16 protein-coding genes are annotated in these 18,283 nt (G+C 70.4%); 9 read left to right on the forward strand and 7 right to left on the reverse strand.

Annotation, left to right across the window (positions count from 1 at the left end; translation table 11 throughout):
• Positions 1–43 precede the first annotated feature (43 nt).
• The 6 genes from ACFVSU_RS10470 to ACFVSU_RS10495 form a co-directional block, all read right to left on the reverse strand.
• Positions 44–1,042 (reverse strand): DnaJ C-terminal domain-containing protein, encoded by a 999-nt coding sequence (locus ACFVSU_RS10470; protein ID WP_375870384.1) that lies wholly within the window; start codon positions 1,040–1,042, stop codon positions 44–46.
• Between the two features lie 15 nt (positions 1,043–1,057).
• Positions 1,058–1,672 carry a nucleotide exchange factor GrpE gene (locus tag ACFVSU_RS10475; RefSeq protein WP_387142001.1) on the reverse strand — a complete coding sequence of 205 codons (615 nt, stop codon included), beginning with the start codon at positions 1,670–1,672 and terminating at the stop codon, positions 1,058–1,060.
• A 2-nt stretch (positions 1,673–1,674) separates the two neighbouring features.
• The gene (dnaK, locus tag ACFVSU_RS10480; protein ID WP_387142005.1) at positions 1,675–3,543 is read right to left on the reverse strand and encodes a molecular chaperone DnaK; all 1,869 of its coding nucleotides are present in this window, start codon (positions 3,541–3,543) and stop codon (positions 1,675–1,677) included.
• 173 nt (positions 3,544–3,716) lie between these two features.
• Complete coding sequence (locus tag ACFVSU_RS10485; protein ID WP_387142009.1) at positions 3,717–4,274, reverse strand: hypothetical protein; 558 nt, start codon at positions 4,272–4,274, stop codon at positions 3,717–3,719.
• A 63-nt stretch (positions 4,275–4,337) separates the two neighbouring features.
• Positions 4,338–4,469 carry a hypothetical protein gene (locus ACFVSU_RS10490; protein WP_387142012.1) on the reverse strand — a complete coding sequence of 44 codons (132 nt, stop codon included), beginning with the start codon at positions 4,467–4,469 and terminating at the stop codon, positions 4,338–4,340.
• Between the two features lie 161 nt (positions 4,470–4,630).
• Complete coding sequence (locus ACFVSU_RS10495; RefSeq protein ID WP_387142015.1) at positions 4,631–6,214, reverse strand: MFS transporter; 1,584 nt, start codon at positions 6,212–6,214, stop codon at positions 4,631–4,633.
• Positions 6,215–6,295: 81 nt separating this feature from the next.
• Between ACFVSU_RS10495 and ACFVSU_RS10500 the strand changes: the two genes are divergently transcribed.
• The 3 genes from ACFVSU_RS10500 to ACFVSU_RS10510 all read left to right on the forward strand — a co-directional run bounded on the left by ACFVSU_RS10500 (position 6,296) and on the right by ACFVSU_RS10510 (position 10,641).
• Positions 6,296–7,777 (forward strand): MFS transporter, encoded by a 1,482-nt coding sequence (locus ACFVSU_RS10500; protein WP_387142018.1) that lies wholly within the window; start codon positions 6,296–6,298, stop codon positions 7,775–7,777.
• A gap of 122 nt (positions 7,778–7,899) precedes the next feature.
• Positions 7,900–8,472, forward strand: a complete 573-nt coding sequence (locus tag ACFVSU_RS10505) for a hypothetical protein (protein ID WP_387142021.1) — start codon at positions 7,900–7,902, stop codon at positions 8,470–8,472.
• Between the two features lie 123 nt (positions 8,473–8,595).
• Positions 8,596–10,641 carry a substrate-binding domain-containing protein gene (locus ACFVSU_RS10510; RefSeq protein WP_387142024.1) on the forward strand — a complete coding sequence of 682 codons (2,046 nt, stop codon included), beginning with the start codon at positions 8,596–8,598 and terminating at the stop codon, positions 10,639–10,641.
• A 129-nt stretch (positions 10,642–10,770) separates the two neighbouring features.
• On the opposite strand, the gene ACFVSU_RS10515 is transcribed toward ACFVSU_RS10510, so the two are convergent.
• Entirely contained in the window at positions 10,771–11,394 is a 624-nt protein-coding gene (locus ACFVSU_RS10515; protein WP_387142027.1) for a MarR family winged helix-turn-helix transcriptional regulator, read from the reverse strand.
• Positions 11,395–11,511: 117 nt separating this feature from the next.
• Here ACFVSU_RS10515 and ACFVSU_RS10520 point away from each other — a divergent pair, with 117 nt between their 5' ends.
• From ACFVSU_RS10520 to ACFVSU_RS10545, 6 genes are all read left to right on the forward strand, one after another.
• The gene (locus tag ACFVSU_RS10520; RefSeq protein WP_387142030.1) at positions 11,512–12,390 is read left to right on the forward strand and encodes a MarR family winged helix-turn-helix transcriptional regulator; all 879 of its coding nucleotides are present in this window, start codon (positions 11,512–11,514) and stop codon (positions 12,388–12,390) included.
• Positions 12,391–12,670: 280 nt separating this feature from the next.
• Entirely contained in the window at positions 12,671–13,357 is a 687-nt protein-coding gene (locus ACFVSU_RS10525) for a sirohydrochlorin chelatase (RefSeq protein WP_387142033.1), read from the forward strand.
• A gap of 177 nt (positions 13,358–13,534) precedes the next feature.
• On the forward strand, positions 13,535–15,262 hold the full coding sequence (locus tag ACFVSU_RS10530; RefSeq protein WP_387143475.1) for a nitrite/sulfite reductase: 1,728 nt from the start codon (positions 13,535–13,537) through the stop codon (positions 15,260–15,262).
• Entirely contained in the window at positions 15,259–16,002 is a 744-nt protein-coding gene (locus tag ACFVSU_RS10535; RefSeq protein ID WP_387142036.1) for a phosphoadenylyl-sulfate reductase, read from the forward strand. Before ACFVSU_RS10530 ends, ACFVSU_RS10535 begins: the two co-directional genes overlap by 4 nt.
• Complete coding sequence (gene cysD, locus ACFVSU_RS10540; protein WP_387142039.1) at positions 15,999–16,916, forward strand: sulfate adenylyltransferase subunit CysD; 918 nt, start codon at positions 15,999–16,001, stop codon at positions 16,914–16,916. The genes ACFVSU_RS10535 and cysD overlap by 4 nt, the downstream gene beginning before the upstream one ends.
• Positions 16,916–18,226, forward strand: coding sequence for a sulfate adenylyltransferase subunit 1 (locus ACFVSU_RS10545; RefSeq protein ID WP_387142042.1), 1,311 nt, complete (start codon positions 16,916–16,918; stop codon positions 18,224–18,226). Before cysD ends, ACFVSU_RS10545 begins: the two co-directional genes overlap by 1 nt.
• Positions 18,227–18,283: the final 57 nt, after the last annotated feature.

Genomic DNA, 18,283 nt, shown 5'->3' on the forward strand with positions numbered 1-18,283 from the left:
ACCATCCTCCGGATGCGGGTCGCCGGGCGACCCGCATCATCGTCTAGCCCTGCGCCTTGGCCATGAGGTCGGCGCGCGGGTTCTCCTTCGACTCGAGGCTCTGGAAGCGCTCGAGCGCTTCGCGGGCGGCCTCGTCGAGGTGGGACGGCACAGCCACCTGCACCTCGGCGAGGAGGTCGCCGGTGCCCTTGGCGGTCTCGACGCCGCGGCCCTTGACCCGCAGCACGCGGCCGGACGGCGTGCCCGGGGCGACACGCAGCCGCACCGGATCGCCGCCGAGGGTCGGCACCTCGATCGTGGCGCCGAGCGCGGCCTCGGTGAACGTGACCGGCACGGTGACGCGCAGGTTGAGCCCGTCGCGCGTGAACACCGGGTGCGGGCGCACAGTCACCTGCACGACGATGTCGCCGTTCTCACCGCCGTCGGGCGAGTGACGTCCGCGGCCGCGCAGCCGGATCTTCTGCCCATCCGAGACGCCTGCGGGGATCTTCACCTTGAACGGCTTGCCGTCCTCGCCTGCCAGCGTGATGGTCTCGCCCCTGGTCGCCGTGACGAAGTCGATCGTCGTGCGCGCCGTGACGTCGGCGCCGCGCGTCGGGCCGCCGAAGCCGCGATAGCCGCCGCTCGTCTGCCCGAACCGCCCGGAGCCGAAGCCGGTGCCGCCCTGCTGCTGGTTGAACATCGCGAAGATGTCGTCGAAGTCCTCGGCGCTCTGGTAGCGCGCGCCGCGGCCCTGGTTGAACATCGAGAAGACGTCCTCGAAGCCGCCGGCGCCGCCCGGGCCGCCCGACGTGAATCGAGCGCCCGAGCCCATCGCGCGGATCTGGTCGTACTCCTTGCGCTGCTCCGCGTCGGAGAGCACCGAGTACGCCTCGCTGACCTCCTTGAACTTCGCCTCGGCGGCCGCGTCACCCTGGTTGGAGTCGGGGTGGTACTTCCGCGCGAGCTTGCGATACGTCTTCTTGAGGTCCGCCTCGCTGACGTCCTTCGAGACGCCGAGCACCGAGTAGAAGTCCTTGTCGAACCAGTCCTGACTGGCCATGGAGCCTCCTTGGGGTTACTCGGCGGGAACCGCGACGACGACCTTCGCCGGACGCAGCTCCACCGAGCCGAGGCGGTAGCCGATCTCGACGACCTCGACGATCGTGGTCTCGGTCGCGCCGGGCGTCGGCACCTGGAAGATCGCCTCGTGCTGCTGCGGGTCGAACGCCTCGCCGGCCGCGCCGTACGTGGTGAGCCCGATGCGCTCGGCGACGCCGCGGAGCTTGTCGGCGATCGCCGCGAAGGCGGATCCCTGCTCCAGGTCGCCGTGCTTCTCAGCGCGGTCGAGGTCGTCGAGCACCGGGAGGATGCCCTTCGCGACCGCGCCCTGGGCGCGCTCGATCTCGACCTCGCGCTGCTCCTCGGTGCGGCGGCGGTAGTTGGCGTACTCGGCCTGCAGGCGCTTGAGGTCGTTCAGCAGCTGCGACTCGAGGTCGGCGAGCACGGCGTCCTCGGCCGCGGCGTCGGCGTTCTGCGCGGCGCCGAGGATGTCGTCGACCGTGAGCTCGTCCTGCCCGTCCTGCGGCGCGGGGCCGGAGGCGTTCGCCTCCGACCCCACACCTTCAGGCCGAACCTCGTCGCCGTCGCCCGGTTCTTCGACCGGTTCCGGGTTGTGGTTCTTGTTCGCCATGGTTACTTCTTCTCGTCCTCTTCGTCCACGACCTCGGCGTCGACGACGTCCTCATCGGAGTCGGTCGAGGCCTGGCCGTCGCCGGCGTCGCCGGGGGCGGCGTCCGGAGCGGACTGCGAAGCCTGGCTCGAGGCGTAGATGGCCTCGCCGAGCTTGCCCTGGCTCTGGTTCAGCTTGTCGAACGCGGCCTTCACGGCCTCGTCGTCCTCGCCCGCGAGCGCGGTCTTGAGAGCGTCGACGTCGCCCTGCACCTCGGTCTTCACCTCGGCGGGGAGCTTGTCCTCGTTCTCCTTAATGAGCTTCTCGATCGAGTATGAGAGGGTCTCGGCCTGGTTGCGCACCTCGGCGGCCTCGCGACGCTTCTTGTCGTCGGCGGCGTGCTCCTCGGCCTCGCGCACCATGCGCTCGATGTCGTCCTTCGGCAGCGACGAGCCACCGGTGATCGTCATCGACTGCTCCTTGCCGGTGCCCTTGTCCTTCGCGGACACGTGCACGATGCCGTTCGCGTCGATGTCGAAGGTGACCTCGATCTGCGGGATGCCGCGCGGAGCCGGCGCGATGCCGGTCAGCTCGAACGTGCCCAGCGGCTTGTTGTCGCGGGTGAACTCGCGCTCGCCCTGGAAGACCTGGATCGCGACGGACGGCTGGTTGTCGTCGGCCGTCGTGAAGGTCTCCGACCGCTTGGTCGGGATGGCGGTGTTGCGCTCGATGAGCTTCGTCATGATGCCGCCCTTGGTCTCGATGCCGAGGCTCAGGGGGGTCACGTCGATGAGCAGGACGTCCTTGCGCTCGCCCTTGAGGACACCGGCCTGGAGGGCGGCGCCGACGGCGACCACCTCGTCCGGGTTCACGCCCTTGTTGGGCTCCTTGCCGGCTTCCTTCATCACGAGCTCCGACACCGCGGGCATGCGGGTCGAGCCGCCGACGAGCACGACGTGGTCGATGTCGCCGACCTTGATGCCGGCCTCGCGGATGACGTCCTCGAAGGGCTTCTTGGTGCGGTCGAGGAGGTCCTTGGTGAGGTCCTCGAACTTGGCGCGCGTGATGGTCTCGCTCAGCGACACGGGGCCCGAGTCGGTCAGCGACAGGTACGGCAGGTTGACGCTCGTCGAGGTGGACGACGAGAGCTCCTTCTTCGCCTGCTCGGCAGCCTCCTTGAGGCGCTGCAGCGCGATCTTGTCGCCCGAGACGTCGACACCGGTGGTGTCCTTGAACTGCTTGATCAGGTAGTCGACGAGACGCTGGTCCCAGTCGTCGCCGCCGAGGCGGTTGTCACCGGCGGTCGCACGCACCTGGATGGTCGAGAAGTCGTCGTCCTTGCCCACCTCGAGCAGCGAGACGTCGAACGTTCCGCCACCGAGGTCGAAGACGAGGATGAGCTCGTCCTCCTTGCCCTTGTCGAGGCCGTAGGCCAGGGCGGCCGCGGTGGGCTCGTTGATGATGCGCAGGACGTTGAGGCCCGAGATCTCGCCGGCCTCCTTGGTGGCCTGGCGCTCGGCGTCGTTGAAGTACGCGGGGACGGTGATGACGGCGTCGGTGACGGTGTCACCGAGGTACTGCTCGGCATCGCGCTTCAGCTTCTGGAGGATGCGCGCGGAGATCTCCTGCGGTGTCCAGCGCTTGCCGTCGACGTCGAAGCCCCAGTCGGTGCCCATGTGACGCTTGACCGACGAGACGGTGCGGTCGACGTTGGTGACGGCCTGGCGCTTGGCGGTCTCGCCGACGAGCACCTCGCCGTCCTTCGTGTACGCGACGACCGACGGGGTCGTGCGGAAGCCCTCGGCGTTCGCGATGACCTTGGGCTCGCCGCCCTCGAGGACGCTCACGACCGAGTTGGTCGTACCGAGGTCGATTCCAACAGCACGTGCCATGTGTATCTCTCCTTCATAAGGGCGCAGACGGATGCTGCCACCCGAGGTTTACGGGGAAGTCTTCTCGCGGCCCACCATGAGGTTGAGTCGCGATGGCTCAACCATACGCCCGGGTCGCAGCATCCGTCAAATCAAAGTTGATACGAGACGGCTCAACTTGGCCGAGGCCGTTGTCAGATCGAGTGCGCGAGGGTCTGCAGCCCGATCACGAGCAGGCCCAGGGCGAGAAGGATGCCGAGGGCGACGAGCTTCTGCGCCCATGACAGCCGCGCGCGGCGGACGGCCGCCCATCCGATCACGCCGAGCGTGGCGATGTAGACGATGCTCGAGACGCGAAGCGCGGTCTCGAGGTGCATCACGTCGAGCCACGCGAGCGCGATCAGGATGCCCGGCACGACGACGGTGCCGAGCGCTCCCCCGGCGATGCGCCCGAGCACCGCGAACTCCCCGCCGCTCGGGAACTCCTGGTGCACCGCGAGGTGCGACACGATGTCCGACACGAACCCGGCGGCCGTGATGCCGACGACGCCCAGCACGAGCGCGAAGAACGCGTGGTCGGGCTCGGCGTGATCGCTCGCCGACACCACGAGCACGATCGCCAGGCCCGTGAAGGTGGCGTAGACCCGCTCCTTGAAGTAGCGGACGAACGCCTCCTCCTGCCCGTCGAACTCCTCGAGTCGCCGCTGCTGCTTGCGCGAGCGGGGTCGCGCGCCGTCTCGTTCGTCGGTCATGTCGTCACCCTACGGGTGAGGGATGGATGCTGACGACCTAGGGCTCTCGCCCGCCGCTGGTCGTCAGCGCGCCGCGAGCACGTCGTCGAGCCAGTCGAGCGCACGGCGGTTGAGGAGCGACCGGTTCTGCATCGAGCAGGTGCCGAACTCGTTGTGGAAGGGATCGGTGAAGAGGGCGCCGTCCGGTGTGCTCATGCGTCCGACGCTAGGGGTACCGCGACTGCAATGTCACGCGCTCGAGAGCGCGGACGCATGTCAGGTGCTGCCGGCATCGGCGCCTCTCGCGGACGGCGCCCGTCGCTCTGGCCCGTTGCGCCGCTCTGGCGCACGAGGACTCAGGTCGCTGAAGCGACGGCTCAGCCGCCCAGCATCCCCTCCACCGCCTCGTTGGGCTTCGGGTCGGGCAGGCGCCGCATGCGGAAGCCGTTGAGCACGCCGAGCACCGCCGCGAGGATCGGGATGAGCAGGGCGACCTGGAGCGCGATGTGACGGGCCTCGTCGTTGATGCGGACCATCTCGTCCGAGACCTCCGGCGACTCGTCGGCGAGGAGCTCGGTCAGCCCCGTGTTCGACATGAGCTCCGCATCCTCTTCGAGCACCGTGGCGACCTGCGTCTGCTGCTCGCTGGTGAGCACCGTGCTCGAGTAGGCGAGCGAGGTGAACGACACCGCGAGGGTCGCCAGCATGATGGCACCCGCGAATGCGAGACCGAATGAGAGCCCGAACGATCCGGCTGCGGAGTTGACGCCGGCGGCCTCGCTGACGCGCTCGTCGGAGATCGGCGAGAGGGTGAAGTTGTTGAGTTGCGAGACGAGCAGGCCGAGACCGCATCCGGTGATGATGAGCGGAATCGTGAGCCACCACCCGGTGTCGGCCACGGGCACAAGCGGCACGATGGCGATGAGTCCGACCGCGGCGAGGGAGAAGCCGAGCAAGATGAGGTTCGCGGGGCGTCCCTTCGCGCGCCGGCCGGCCCAGAGGGCGACCACGAACATGCTGAGAGACAGCGGCGCGATCGAGAGGCCGGCCTGCAGCGCGTTGTACTCGAGCACCATCTGCAGGTAGAGCGGCAGCACGATCATGGTGCCGCCGAGGGCGATCTGCTGCAGCAGCTGCCCGCTCACACCGGTGCGGAACGGCTTCGACGCGAAGAGCGCGGGGTCGAGGAGGACCGGCTTGCCCTTCTTCTTGCGCGAATTGAGCCACCACGCCAGCCCGCCGAGCGCGACCGCGCCGAGGCCGATGATGATGCCGACGTACCCGCCGCCCTCCTGCCACACCAGGATGCCGAGCACGACGCCGCCCATGCCGATGACGGAGAGGGCCGCGCCCACGAGGTCGATCGAGCGGTCGCCCGTGTACTTGACGTCTTTCACGAGGCCGGCGCCGAGCAGGACGATCGCGATGATGACCGCCTCGAGACCGAAGGCGACCCGGTACGACCAGAAAGTGGTGATGAACCCGCCGAGGAGCGGGCCGACGGCCGCGGCGATGGCGGCCGACGCACCCACCAGCGCGTAGACCCGCTTCTGGTGGCCGCCGGAGAAGTTGCCGTGGATGAGGGACTGCATCGACGGGAGGAGGAGGGATGCTCCGATCCCGCCGATGACCGCCCAGAAGATGATGACGGCGGTCAGGCTCGTCGCGAACGTCATCGCGACCGCGCCGACCGCGTAGCCGCAGAGGCCCAGGATGTACGCGAGCTTGCGCCCGATGAGGTCGCCGGTCTTGCCGCCGATGAGGATGAATGCCGCCGAGACCAGGGCTTCGAGGGCGATCGCGCCCTGCACGCCGCTGGCGGTCGTGCCAAGCTCCTTCACCACCGCCGAGATCGAGACGTTCATGATCGACGTGTCGACGACGAGCACGAACATCGCCATGGCGAGAAGGATGGCGAGACGACCGTTGAACTTCGTCTCGGGCGAGGAATCCCCTGTCATGAACGAAGCAAACCACCGCGGTGCTTCTGAGCGCTACCTTGATTCCGCACCAGTTCACCGAAGGGCCCTAGTGTGACGAACATGAGCTCTCCCGCCCCCGGCTCCGACGAGCCCGGCACGCCGTCGCAGCCTGCTTCTCCGGCGGAGCCCGGCGCCTCGACCGAGCACGTGCTGTCGACCGCGGCCCTGAACACCGACGGTCTCGACGACACGCCGGTGCCCCGTCGGCGCGTGTTCGCGTGGGCGCTCTGGGACTGGGCGACGCAGCCCTTCAACTCGGTCATCCTGACGTTCGTCTTCGTCTCGCTGTATCTGGTCTCCGACGCGTTCCTGCCGCCCGACGTCGCCCAGCAGAACGCGAACGGCGACATGGTGTGCTCGAGCGCCGCCGACGCCGGCACCGCGTACTGCGGCGCCCTCGCGGATCTGTCGGAGTGGTACGGCTGGGTCACCTTCGCCGCCGGCATCCTGATCCTCCTGCTCGCCCCGGTGCTGGGCCAGCGCGCCGACGCCGCGGGCACGAAGAAGCGCTGGGTCGTCGGCGCGACCGCCGTGCTGGCGCTCCTGCAGTTCGCACTCTTCTTCGTGTACTCCGAACCGCAGTTCTTCTGGCTCGGCGCGATCCTCGTCGCCCTCGGATCGGTCTCGTCCGAGATCGCGGGCGTCAACTACAACGCGATGCTCGTGCAGGTCTCGACGCCGAAGACGATCGGCCGCGTCAGCGGGCTCGGCTGGGGCATGGGCTACATCGGCGGCATCATCGCGCTCGCGATCGTGGTCGTGCTCAACCAGTTCGACTGGTTCGGCCTCGACGTGTCGGACGGCCTCGCCTACCGCCTCATCGCCGTCGGCGCGGCGGTGTGGACGATCGTCTTCGCGCTGCCGTTCGTCTTCCTCGTGCCGGAATCGCCGGCCGACCCGGGCCGGAAGAAGGTCGGGTTCTTCGCGGGCTACGTCGTGCTGGTGCGCGACATCATCGCGCTCTTCCGCGAGCACCGGCCGACCTTCTGGTTCCTCATCGCGAGCGCGGTCTACCGTGACGGCCTGGCCGGCGTCTTCGCGTTCGGCGGCGTGCTGGCCGCAGTGTCGTTCGGGTTCAGCGCCACCGAGGTCATCGCGTTCGGCATCGCCCTGAACCTCGTCGCGGGCGTCTCGACGATCATCGCCGGCCGCCTCGACGACCGCTTCGGCGCACGCGCGGTCATCATCACCGCGCTCACGATCCTCATCGTCAGCGCCCTGTTCGTCTTCTTCCTCCGCGAGGGCGGCAAGCCGGTGTTCTGGGTGGGCGGAATCATCCTGTCGGCCGCCGTCGGACCGGCGCAGGCGTCGAGCCGGTCGCTGCTCGCACGCGTCACGCCGGCGGGGATGCAGGGCGAGGTCTTCGGCCTCTACGCGACCACCGGCCGCGTGATGAGCTTCCTCTCGCCGCTGCTGTGGGCGACGTTCATCGGTGTGTTCGGCGCGACGCACTACGGCATCCTCGGCATCGTGATCGTGCTGCTCGTCGGGCTCCTGCTCCTGCTCCCCGTGAAGCTGCGGCCCAAAGACATCGCCGGCTGACCCCTGGGGTCCCTCCTGCCGATCGCAACATCCGTCGCATCGGATACCCTCGCTTTCGGGCAGCATGCGCACGGGGGGTCGTCGCGCACGCGCGCCTCACCTCGCCGAACCCGAGAGGCACCGTGACGACCCCGCTGATCCAGCGCCAACGCGCCGAGCGCCTGCGCGCCGCGCGTCACCGCCGTGCGGTCGGCTACTGGTGGGTGCTGATCGCGTGGCTGCTGTCCCTGTGGATCGGCACGTCGGTCGTGCCGCACGACTGGCTGCACGCGCCCGCCCTGTTCGGCCACCTGGCATCCGTGATCGTCGGCCTCGGGGCGGCGGTGCTGCTGGAGATGAGCGGACTGCTCTGGATGCTGCGCCGCACCTCTCTCGACGACCTCCGCCGCACGGAGCCCCCGGTGACCGCCCTGGCGTGGCTGGGCATCGCGGGCTTGCTCGCGACCGGCGCGTTCCTCCAGCCCGACCTCTCGCAGCCGCTCACCGCCGTCAAGATGATCGCCGTGCTGGTGGCGGCGATGAACGGCGTCGCCATGACGCGGCTGACCGACGAACTCGATCGCCTGCCTGGTGCGGTGCGCTTCTCGTCGCTGCCGGCCCGGTTGAAGTTGTGGTGCGTCTGGAGCGCCGTCGTATCGCAAACTGCCTGGTGGACGGCAGTTCTGATCGGCATGCTGAACACCGCTTCACGGTGATCTCACGGTTTTCTCGCGCTCGTCTCGCAAGTTCACTCGGGCTAGGCTGTCGCCAGACCGGACTACCCGGCCGGTGACCCCCCGCCCGGCTTCACGGCCGCACCCGCTTTTGAGGATGCTCCCATGCGCGATGGAACGCGCGGCGACGAGGACGTCCCCGGCCCCCGCAGGGGCCAGACCTCCGACCCGAAGACAACACCGACGCCCTCGGCCTCTTCGCCGACCCCTTCTCCCACCTTCTCGACCCCCGGTGGGGCCTCGAAATCCACGAAGCCGTCCGCGATCGACGAGCGCCGCGAGCGCCGTCGCAAGCGCCGCCGCCAGGCGATCATCGCGACGACCATCGTCGGCATCGTCGTGCTGGTCGGCTCGATCGGCACGGTGTCGTACGCGATCATCTCCAACCTCGCCGGCGCCGAGCAGCCGGCCGCCGACCCTGCTCCCGAGGCACCCGTGGTCGCCGAGCCGATCGTCTTCCCCGAGGACGAGCCGGCCGCCACCGCCGGAGCGGAGCCGTGCGCGACGGTCAACGTGCTGTCGTCGTTCGAGAACGCGGAGATGGTCGAAGGACTCGCGGCCGCGTACAACAGCCAGCCGCGCAACGTGGCCGGCTCGTGCGTGACGGTGACGACCAGCCGCGAGAAGTCGGGTGTGGCCGCCGCCGTCGTCGCGACCGGCTTCCCGAACCTCGCCGACGACCAGAAGCCCACCGTGTGGCTGCCCGACTCGTCGACGTGGGTCGACGTCGCGCAGGCCGACGGCGCCACCAACCTTCGTGCCGAGGGCACGAGCGTCGCGGCCTCCGACATCGTGCTCGCCATGCCCGAGAACCTCGCGTCCGCGATCGGATGGGATGCCGAGGCGCCGACGTGGGCCGAGATCTTCGAGTCGGCGGGCGACCCCGATCTGTGGAGCGGCCTCGGCCACCCCGAGTGGGGCGCGTTCAAGCTCGGCAAGACGAGCCCGCTCGTCGCGACGAGCGGCGAGGCCGCCATGTTCGCGTCCTACGGCACCGCCGCGGGATCGATGACGGACTTCACCGCCGCCCAGGTGCAGGACCCCGCCGTACAGGCGGAGGTGCATGCGAACGAGAACGCGACGAGCCACTACATGGCCACGCCCGAGCACTTCCTCTGGCACGCACGCCAGGCCGAGGCATCCGGTTCCACCGCCGACTTCCTCTCGGCGGTCATCGTCGACGAGAAGTCGGTGTGGGACTACAACCGCGGCATCACGAGCCGCGACGGCATCACGCGCACGCAGGCCGACCCGCCGGCGGAGCAGCTCGTGCCGATCTACCCGGCCGACGGCTACTACACCGCCGACAACCCGGTGATGCGCCTCACGGGCGCGTGGATCGACCCGGTCGAGTCGGAGGCGGCGGCGGACTTCATCCGCTTCACGCACACCGCGCAGGGTCAGGCGGCTGTGCGCGCCGCGGGCTACCGCGACCTCAACCGCGACCTCGACGAGGGCGTGCAGCAGGTCGGGCAGCTCGACGGCGATCAGGGCGGCACGCTCGCCTTCCCCGGCGCCGACGTCGTCACCGCCGTGCAGGCGTCGTTCCCCGACGTCCGCAAGCGCGCGAACGTGCTCTTCCTCCTCGACGTGTCGGGGTCGATGGACGAGCCCATCTCCGCGAGCGACACGAAGCTCACGCAGGCCCGCAAGGCGATCGAGGCGGCCCTCGGCCACTTCACGAACGGCGACGACGTCGGGCTCGCGGCCTTCGCGCAGGCGCCCGACGGGGCCATGGTGCCCGGGCTCGTGTCTCCCGTCGCCGACATCGGCTCGTCGCGCGACGGCTTCCTCGGCGCGCTCGGCGGCCTCACTTCGATGGGCGACACCCCGCTCTACCAGGCGGTCGACACCTTCGCCGCGCAGCAGGCGGCGTCGTGGTCGAGCGACCACATCAACGCCATCGTGCTGCTCTCGGACGGCGAGAACGACGCCCCGAACGCGCCGACGATCAGTGCCGACCAGATGCTCGCGAACCTGAAGGACATGCACCACGCCACGCCGGTGCTCATCTTCACGCTGGCCTACGGCGCCGACGCCGACGTGGCGACGCTGCAGTCCATCTCGAGCGCGACCGGCGCCCACTACTACGACGCCACCGACCCGTCGAAGCTCGAGGCGGTGCTCGGCGACCTCGTCACCAGCTTCTGATCCGTTCGGAACTGGGTCGTCGAGCGAGCCGGGGACGCCCCCGTCTTGTGCTGCAGTCTCCTGCGAGTGCCGCGTCGTCCGACGCCGCACTCGCAGGACAGTGCAGCGGTCGTGAGGTGAGGCCGCCGGTCAGGCGCCGGGCCAGGAGTCGGCGAGCTTCGTCAGCAGGCGGGCGAGCTCGGTGCGCTCCTCATCGGTGAAGGCGGCGAGCGCCGAGTCGATCGCCTCGCGCCGCTCACCGCGGAACCCGCGCACCAGACGGGTTCCGGCATCCGTCAGCGCGACCCGCGTGCGGCGGGCGTCGTCGGGGTCCGCCTCGCGCCGCACCAGGTCGAGCTCGACGGACTGCTGCACGAGCCGCGACGCCCGGGGCTGATCGACGCCCACCGCGTCGGCGATCTCCCCGACCGAGAGCGGATGGGATGCTGCGGCCAGCGCCTCGAGCAGTCTCATGCGCGCGGGGCCGCCGAAGCGGCCACCTCCCCCGGCCCACGGCGGTGTGCCGAAGCCGGGGCCCGGTCCCCCGCGACCCCACGGACCGCGGCCGCCGAAGCCGTGCACCGTGCCGTCGGCGCGGACGTGCTCCCCGCCATCGCCGCTGTGCCCGTGCGGTCCGGCATGTCCGTGCGCGTGCGGGCCTGAGGAGTGCGGGCCCGCACCCTCCATCCACGGCGGACGGGGGCCTCGTCGTCCGCGGAGGCGGGCGAGGGCGGCGGCGATCGCGTCGGACGGGTCGTCGGGAGTGGACGGCATTCTCCCAATTTACATGCGACTTGACATGGATCTGAAATGCATGTCACACTGCATGTACATGCACTTCGACATGTATCACCCGGCGGCCCTCCGAGCCGCCCCCGAAAGGACTTCCCCATGAACGACATCAATGACAACGAAGAGAACCAGACCCCCACCGAGAAGCGTCCGCTCGGCTATTGGCTGCGTGCGGTCGACCGCCTGCTGACGCGCGAGTTCGCGACGGCGCTCGAGGCAGAGGGCATGACGCGACGCGACTGGATGGTGCTGAACGTGCTGTCCGGCGACGTCGACGCGCCCGAGTTCCGTGAGCGTCTCGCCCGCAAGGGCAAGCGCCTCCGCGGCCTCGAGGAGCGCGGCTGGGTCGAGGAGCAGGGCGACGGAACGTGGGTCCTGACCGACCTCGGCCGCTCTGAGAAGGAGCGCATCGGCGCGATCGTCGACGGACTCCGCGCCCGTGTGGTTGCCGCCGTCGGCGACGACGAGGCCTACGCAGCCCTGACCGGCTCGCTCGAGGCCATCGCCCGCGAGCTCGGCTGGGACGAGAACGCCACCGGCCGCGAGCGCGGTTTCGGCGGCTTCGGACGCCCCGGGTTCGGCCCCGGCTTCCGTCCGGGCTTCGGTCCGGGCTTCGGTGGCTTCGGCCCCGGCTTCGGCCCTGGCTTCGGCGGGCGCCCGCGTCCGTTCGACCCCGACGTGCACGACGGCTACGGCCGCAACCGCCACCGCGGCTTCGCGCCCGGGCGTCCCGGCCACCCGGCCGAGCGCTTCGACGAGCCCATGCGCGGCTACGGCGATGAGGGCTGCCACGGCCACCACCCGCACGCCGGCCACAGCCACCACGACCACGACCACGACCACGAGGGCCACGGTGGTCACGGACACGGTCACGGCCACCACGGCCACCACGGTCGCGGAGGCAGGCGCACGCAGCAGGCGTACGAGCGCGGTTTCGACGCCGGGTTCTCCCGCGGCCGGGAATCCGGCGCGGCCTGAGCCGCAGCATCCACTCGCCCGAGGGGTGGTCCCGCACACGCTGGGACCGCCCTTCGGCGTTCATGCCGCGGTCCAGGTTTCGCGGGAGAACCGACCCGATATCGTGCGAAGTCCGGACATCGCCCGGAGAGCGACCATGCCGAGACAGCCCTCGGACCCGCACCGGTCCAGGTTTCGCAGGTGACCCAGCCCTGAAACCCTGCGAAGTCCGGACATCCCACCGGCGGGGTAACCCTTCGCCGTCACACGCGCGTCACACGCGCGGGGCACAATGGGCCACATGACCCGGCCCGCACTCCTCGCCATCTCTCACGGCACGTCGTCGCCGGCGGGGCAGGCCGCGGTCGCGGCGCTGGTCGACGCGGTCGCGCGGCGGCTGCCCGACGTCACCGTGCGGCTCGGGCATGTGGATGTGCAGCAGCCGGATGTCGCGGCATCCCTCGACGCGATCCCGGAGGGCACGCCCGTCGTCATCGTGCCGCTGCTGCTCTCTGCGGGCTACCACGTGCGGGTCGACCTCATCGAGCAGTCCGCGGGCCGCGACGGGGTCGTCATCGCTCCGGCGCTCGGGCCTGATCCGCGCCTCGTCGACGCGCTCCTCGCGCGCCTCGGTCCCGTCGGTTCCGACGACGCCCTCGTCCTCGCCGTGGCCGGCTCGACCGACGACCGCGCGAACGAGGACTGCCGCGAGATCGGACGGATGCTGAGCGCCCGGCTCGACCGCGAGGTCACGGTCGGCTTCCTCGCCGCCGCCGACCCCCGCGTCGACGTCGCCGTCGCAGACGCCGGAACGAACGCCGAGCGCGTCGTCGTGGCCGACTATCTCCTCGCCCCGGGCTACTTCCACGACCTCGCCGTGCGGCTCGCGGCCGGAGCCCCGGTCGCGCCGCCACTTCTCGGCGACGACGAGCCCCCGGCATCCCTCGTCGACATCGTGGTCGATCGCTACAACGAAGCCGCGAAGTAGTCGGACCGAGTCCACAAAGACCCGCACCCGCAACTGTGTGACGCACCATTACGTCGGTTAACGCCTCTTGACGCTCGGATAGGTCACACGCACGACCGCTTCTAGCCTCACGGAATGGACTCGATAGGGTCCCGCCCGGGGGACGCCCCGGGATTCACCCCGGAGGCCACCGTGACCATCAGCGACACCGAAGCGCGCGCAGCCGCAGAACGCCCGCGCGCGGCCGTGCGCCCGCCGCGCCCGTCGTCGAAGCCGAACGGCCAGTGGAAGGTCGACGGCACGACCCCGCTCAACGGCAACGAGGAGTGGAAGCAGGTCGACAACGGCCTGAGCGTGCGCGACCGCATCGAGAACATCTACTCGAAGGGCGGATTCGCGTCGATCGACCCGACCGACCTTCACGGCCGCTTCCGCGTGTGGGGGCTCTACACGCAGCGCAAGCCCGGCATCGACGGCGGCCGCACCGCGACCCTGACCCCCGAAGAGCTCGAGGACGAGTACTTCATGATGCGCGTGCGCATCGACGGCGGCCAGCTCACCACCGAGCAGCTGCGCGTCATCGCCGGCATCTCGAACGACTTCGGCCGCGGCACCGCCGACATCACCGACCGCCAGAACATCCAGCTGCACTGGATCCGCGTCGAGGACGTCCCCGAGATCTGGCGCCGCCTCGAAGCTGTCGGCCTCGGCACCACCGAGGCGTGCGGCGACGTGCCCCGCGTCATCCTCGGCTCGCCCGTCGCCGGCATCTCGGCCGACGAGCTCATCGACCCGACGCCGCAGATCGACGAGATCACGTCGCGCTTCATCGGCGACGAGTCGCTCGCGAACCTGCCGCGCAAGTTCAAGTCGGCCATCACCGGCCACCCCAGCCAAGACGTCGTGCACGAGATCAACGACGTCGCGTTCGTCGCCGTCGAGCACCCCGAGCTGGGCATCGGCTACGACCTGTGGGTCGGCGGCGGCCTGTCGACCACCCCGCGCCTCGCGGAGCGCCTCGGCGTCTTCGTCGCGCCCGAGCGGGTGGCGGAGGCCTGGCACGGCGTCGCGCAGATCTTCCGCGACTACGGGTACCGCCGCCTGCGCAACAAGGCGCGCCTCAAGTTCCTGCTCGCCGAGTGGGGTGCCGAGAAGTTCCGCCAGGTGCTGCAGGACGAATACCTCGGCTACGCACTGCCCGACGGCCCCGCCGCGCCCAAGCCGCTGACGCAGGGCGACCACGTCGGCGTGCACAAGCAGAAGGACGGCCGCTCCTACATCGGCGCGACGCCGATCGTCGGCCGCGTCTCCGGCCCGACCCTCGCGAAGCTCGCGGATCTGGTCGAGGCCCACGGCTCGACGCGCCTGCGCACGACGCCGCACCAGAAGCTCGTCTTCCTCGACATCCCCGACGAGAACGTCGAGCCGTTCATCGCGGGCCTCGACGAGCTCGGCCTGTCGGCACGGCCGAGCCTCATCCGCCGCGGCACGATCGCGTGCACCGGCATCGAGTTCTGCAAGCTGGCGATCGTCGAGACCAAGGCGTACGCGACGGCGGCGGTGCTCGATCTCGAGAAGCGTCTCGAGCAGTTCGAGCTTCCGCATCCGATCTCGCTGCACGTCAACGGCTGCCCCAACTCCTGCGCGCGCATCCAGACCGCCGACATCGGCCTCAAGGGCCAGCTCGTCACGATCGACGGCGAGCAGGTCCCCGGCTACCAGGTGCATCTCGGCGGCGGGCTCGTGAACGCCGACCGCGACGACGCCGGTCTCGGCCGCACGGTGCGCGGCCTGAAGGTCGCCGCCGACGGGATCGCCGACTACACCGAGGGCGTGGTCAAGCGATTCCTCGCCGAGCGCGACGTCACCGCCGACGAGACGTTCGCCCAGTGGGCGCACCGCGCCGACGAGGAGGCCCTCCAGTGACCGTCTCCCTCGCCCCCCGCGTCGCCGTCAAGCGCACCCGCGAAGAGCTGCAGGCTCTCGCCGAGCAGGGCAACCTCGAGCTCGGCAGCCTGACCGACCACGAGGCATCCGCTGCCGACGTGGTCGCGTGGGTCGCGCGCAATTTCGGGACGGATGCTGCCGCCGTCGCGTGCTCGATGGCCGACGCCGCGCTCCCCCACCTCGTGGCGGAGCAGCTGCCCGGCGTCGACGTGCTGTTCCTCGACACCGGCTACCACTTCACCGAGACCTACGCGACGCGCGACGAGGTGCAGCGCGCACTCGACGTGCGGATCGTCGACATCACCCCCGACCAGACGGTCGCTGAGCAGGACGCCGAGTTCGGCGCGAAGCTCTTCGAGCGCGACCCGGGCCTGTGCTGCGCGCGCCGCAAGGTCGCGCCCCTGCAGGATGCGCTCGGCGGGTACGAGCTGTGGTTCACGGGCGTGCGCCGCGACGAGGCGCCGACCCGCACGAACACGCCGCTGGTGACGTGGGACGAGCGCAACGGGCTCGTCAAGGTGAACCCCGTCGCGGCGTGGAGCTTCGACGACGTGCTCGAGTACGCCGCCGCGCACAAGGCTCCGGTGAACCTGCTCGTCGGGTTCGGCTACCCCTCGATCGGCTGCGAGCCGTGCACGAAGCCGGTCGCGCCCGGCGAAGATCCCCGATCCGGCCGCTGGGCCGGCTCGGCCAAGACCGAATGCGGGCTCCACGAATGACCGGAACGATCGCCGCCCCCACCGCGCTCTCGGCCCTCGACCTGCTCGAGGCCGAGGCCATCCACGTCATCCGCGAGGTCGTCGCCGAGTTCGAGCGGCCCGTGCTGCTGTTCTCCGGCGGCAAGGACTCGGTCGTCGTGCTCCACCTCGCGACGAAGGCGTTCGCGCCCGGCAAGGTGCCCTTCCCCGTGCTGCACGTCGACACGGGCCACAACTTCCCCGAGGTCATCGCCTTCCGCGACGAGACCGTCGAGCGTCTCGGCATCCGCCTCGAGGTCGCGAGCGTGCAGGACTACATCGACGACGGCCGCCTGCAGGAGCGCGCCGACGGCACTCGCAACCCGCTGCAGACACTGCCGCTGCTCGACGCGATCGCTGCCGGCCGCCACGACGCCGTCTTCGGCGGCGCCCGTCGCGACGAGGACAAGGCCCGCGCCAAGGAGCGCATCATCTCGCTGCGCGACGAGTTCGGCCAGTGGGACCCGCGCAACCAGCGTCCGGAGCTCTGGAGCCTGTACAACGGCCGCCACACCCCCGGTCAGCACGTGCGTGCGTTCCCGATCTCGAACTGGACCGAGCTCGACGTCTGGCGCTACATCGAGCGCGAGGGCATCGCGCTGCCGCCGCTGTACTTCGCGCACGAGCGCGACGTGTACGCCCGCGACGGCATGTGGCGCCCCGTCGGCCCGTTCTCGCCGCCGCGCGAGAACGAGACCGTCGAGCGCCGCACGGTGCGCTACCGCACGGTCGGCGACATGAGCTGCACCGGAGCGGTGGAATCGGATGCTGCGGACCTCGCCGCGATCGTCGCCGAGGTGGGCATCTCCACGATCACCGAGCGCGGCGCGACGCGCGCCGACGACCGCCTCAGCGAGGCGGCCATGGAGGACCGCAAGAAGGACGGGTACTTCTGATGACCGCGACTCTCACCGCCCAGCCCACGCTGTTCCGGTTCGCCACGGCGGGCTCGGTCGACGACGGCAAGTCGACGCTCGTCGGCCGCCTGCTGCACGACTCGAAGGCGATCCTCGCCGACCAACTCGAGCAGGTCGCCCGCACCTCGGCCGACCGCGGCTTCGCGCACGGCGCGTTCGACTTCGCCCTCCTCACCGACGGCCTGCGCGCCGAGCGCGAGCAGGGCATCACGATCGACGTCGCCTACCGCTACTTCTCCACGGGCGCGCGGTCGTTCATCCTCGCCGACTGCCCCGGGCACGTGCAGTACACGCGCAACATGGTCACCGGTGCGACGACCGCCGACGCCGTGATCGTGCTCGTCGACGGCCGCAAGGGCGTGCTCGAGCAGACGAAGCGGCACCTCGCCGTGGTCGCCCTGCTGCGCGTTCCCCACGTCATCGTCGCCGTCAACAAGATCGATCTCGTCGGCTTCTCGCAGGAGACGTTCGCCGAGGTCGCCGCCCAGGCCGAGGCCGTGGCCGCCGAGCTCGGCATCGAGGATCTGCACGTCATCCCGGTGTCGGCCCTCGAGGGCGACAACATCGTCGACCGCTCGGAGCGCACGCCCTGGTACGAGGGGCCGGCGCTGCTCGAACTGCTCGAGACCCTTCCCGCCGCCGATGACACCGAGCGGGAGCTCGAGCCGTTCCGCCTCCCGGTGCAGCTCGTCCTGCGCCCGCAGGGCGGCCTCGCCCCCGGCATCGACCCCGCCGAGGCGGAGCGCCTGCGCGACTACCGCGCCGTCGCCGGCCGCATCTCGAGCGGCGTCGTGCGCGTGGGCGACCGGGTCGAGATCTTCCCGGGCGGCTCGGCGACGACGGTCACCGGCATCCGTGCCGCCGGCGCCGAGGTCGAGGAGGCCACGGCCCCGCAGTCCGTCTCCCTCGAGTTCGACCGCGACATCGACACCGCGCGCGGCGCGCTCGTCGTCGCCGCCGGCACGCTCCCTGCGGGTCGCCGCGAGTTCGATGCCGAGCTGTTCCAGCTCGACGCGCGGGCGCTGACCCCCGGCATCCGTGTCCTCGTCAAGCACGGCACCGCGACCGTGCAGGCCATCGTCGCGCAGATCGAGTCGCGCTACGACCTCGATGCGCTCACCCACGGGCCGGCGCAGACGCTCGAGACCAACGACATCGGCCGCGTGCGGCTGCGGCTGGCGGCCGACCTGCCGCTCGAGCCGTATGCCGCCAGCCGCCACGGGGGCTCGTTCCTCGTGATCCATCCGTCCGACGGCGCGACGCTCGCCGCCGGCATCGTGCGCGACTGACCTGTCGCGCACAGACCACCCACTGAGCAACACCCGAACTAAGGAGGCGACACCGTG

The organism is Microbacterium sp. NPDC058062 (assembly GCF_042885375.1).
GTDB lineage: Bacteria > Actinomycetota > Actinomycetes > Actinomycetales > Microbacteriaceae > Microbacterium > Microbacterium trichothecenolyticum_C.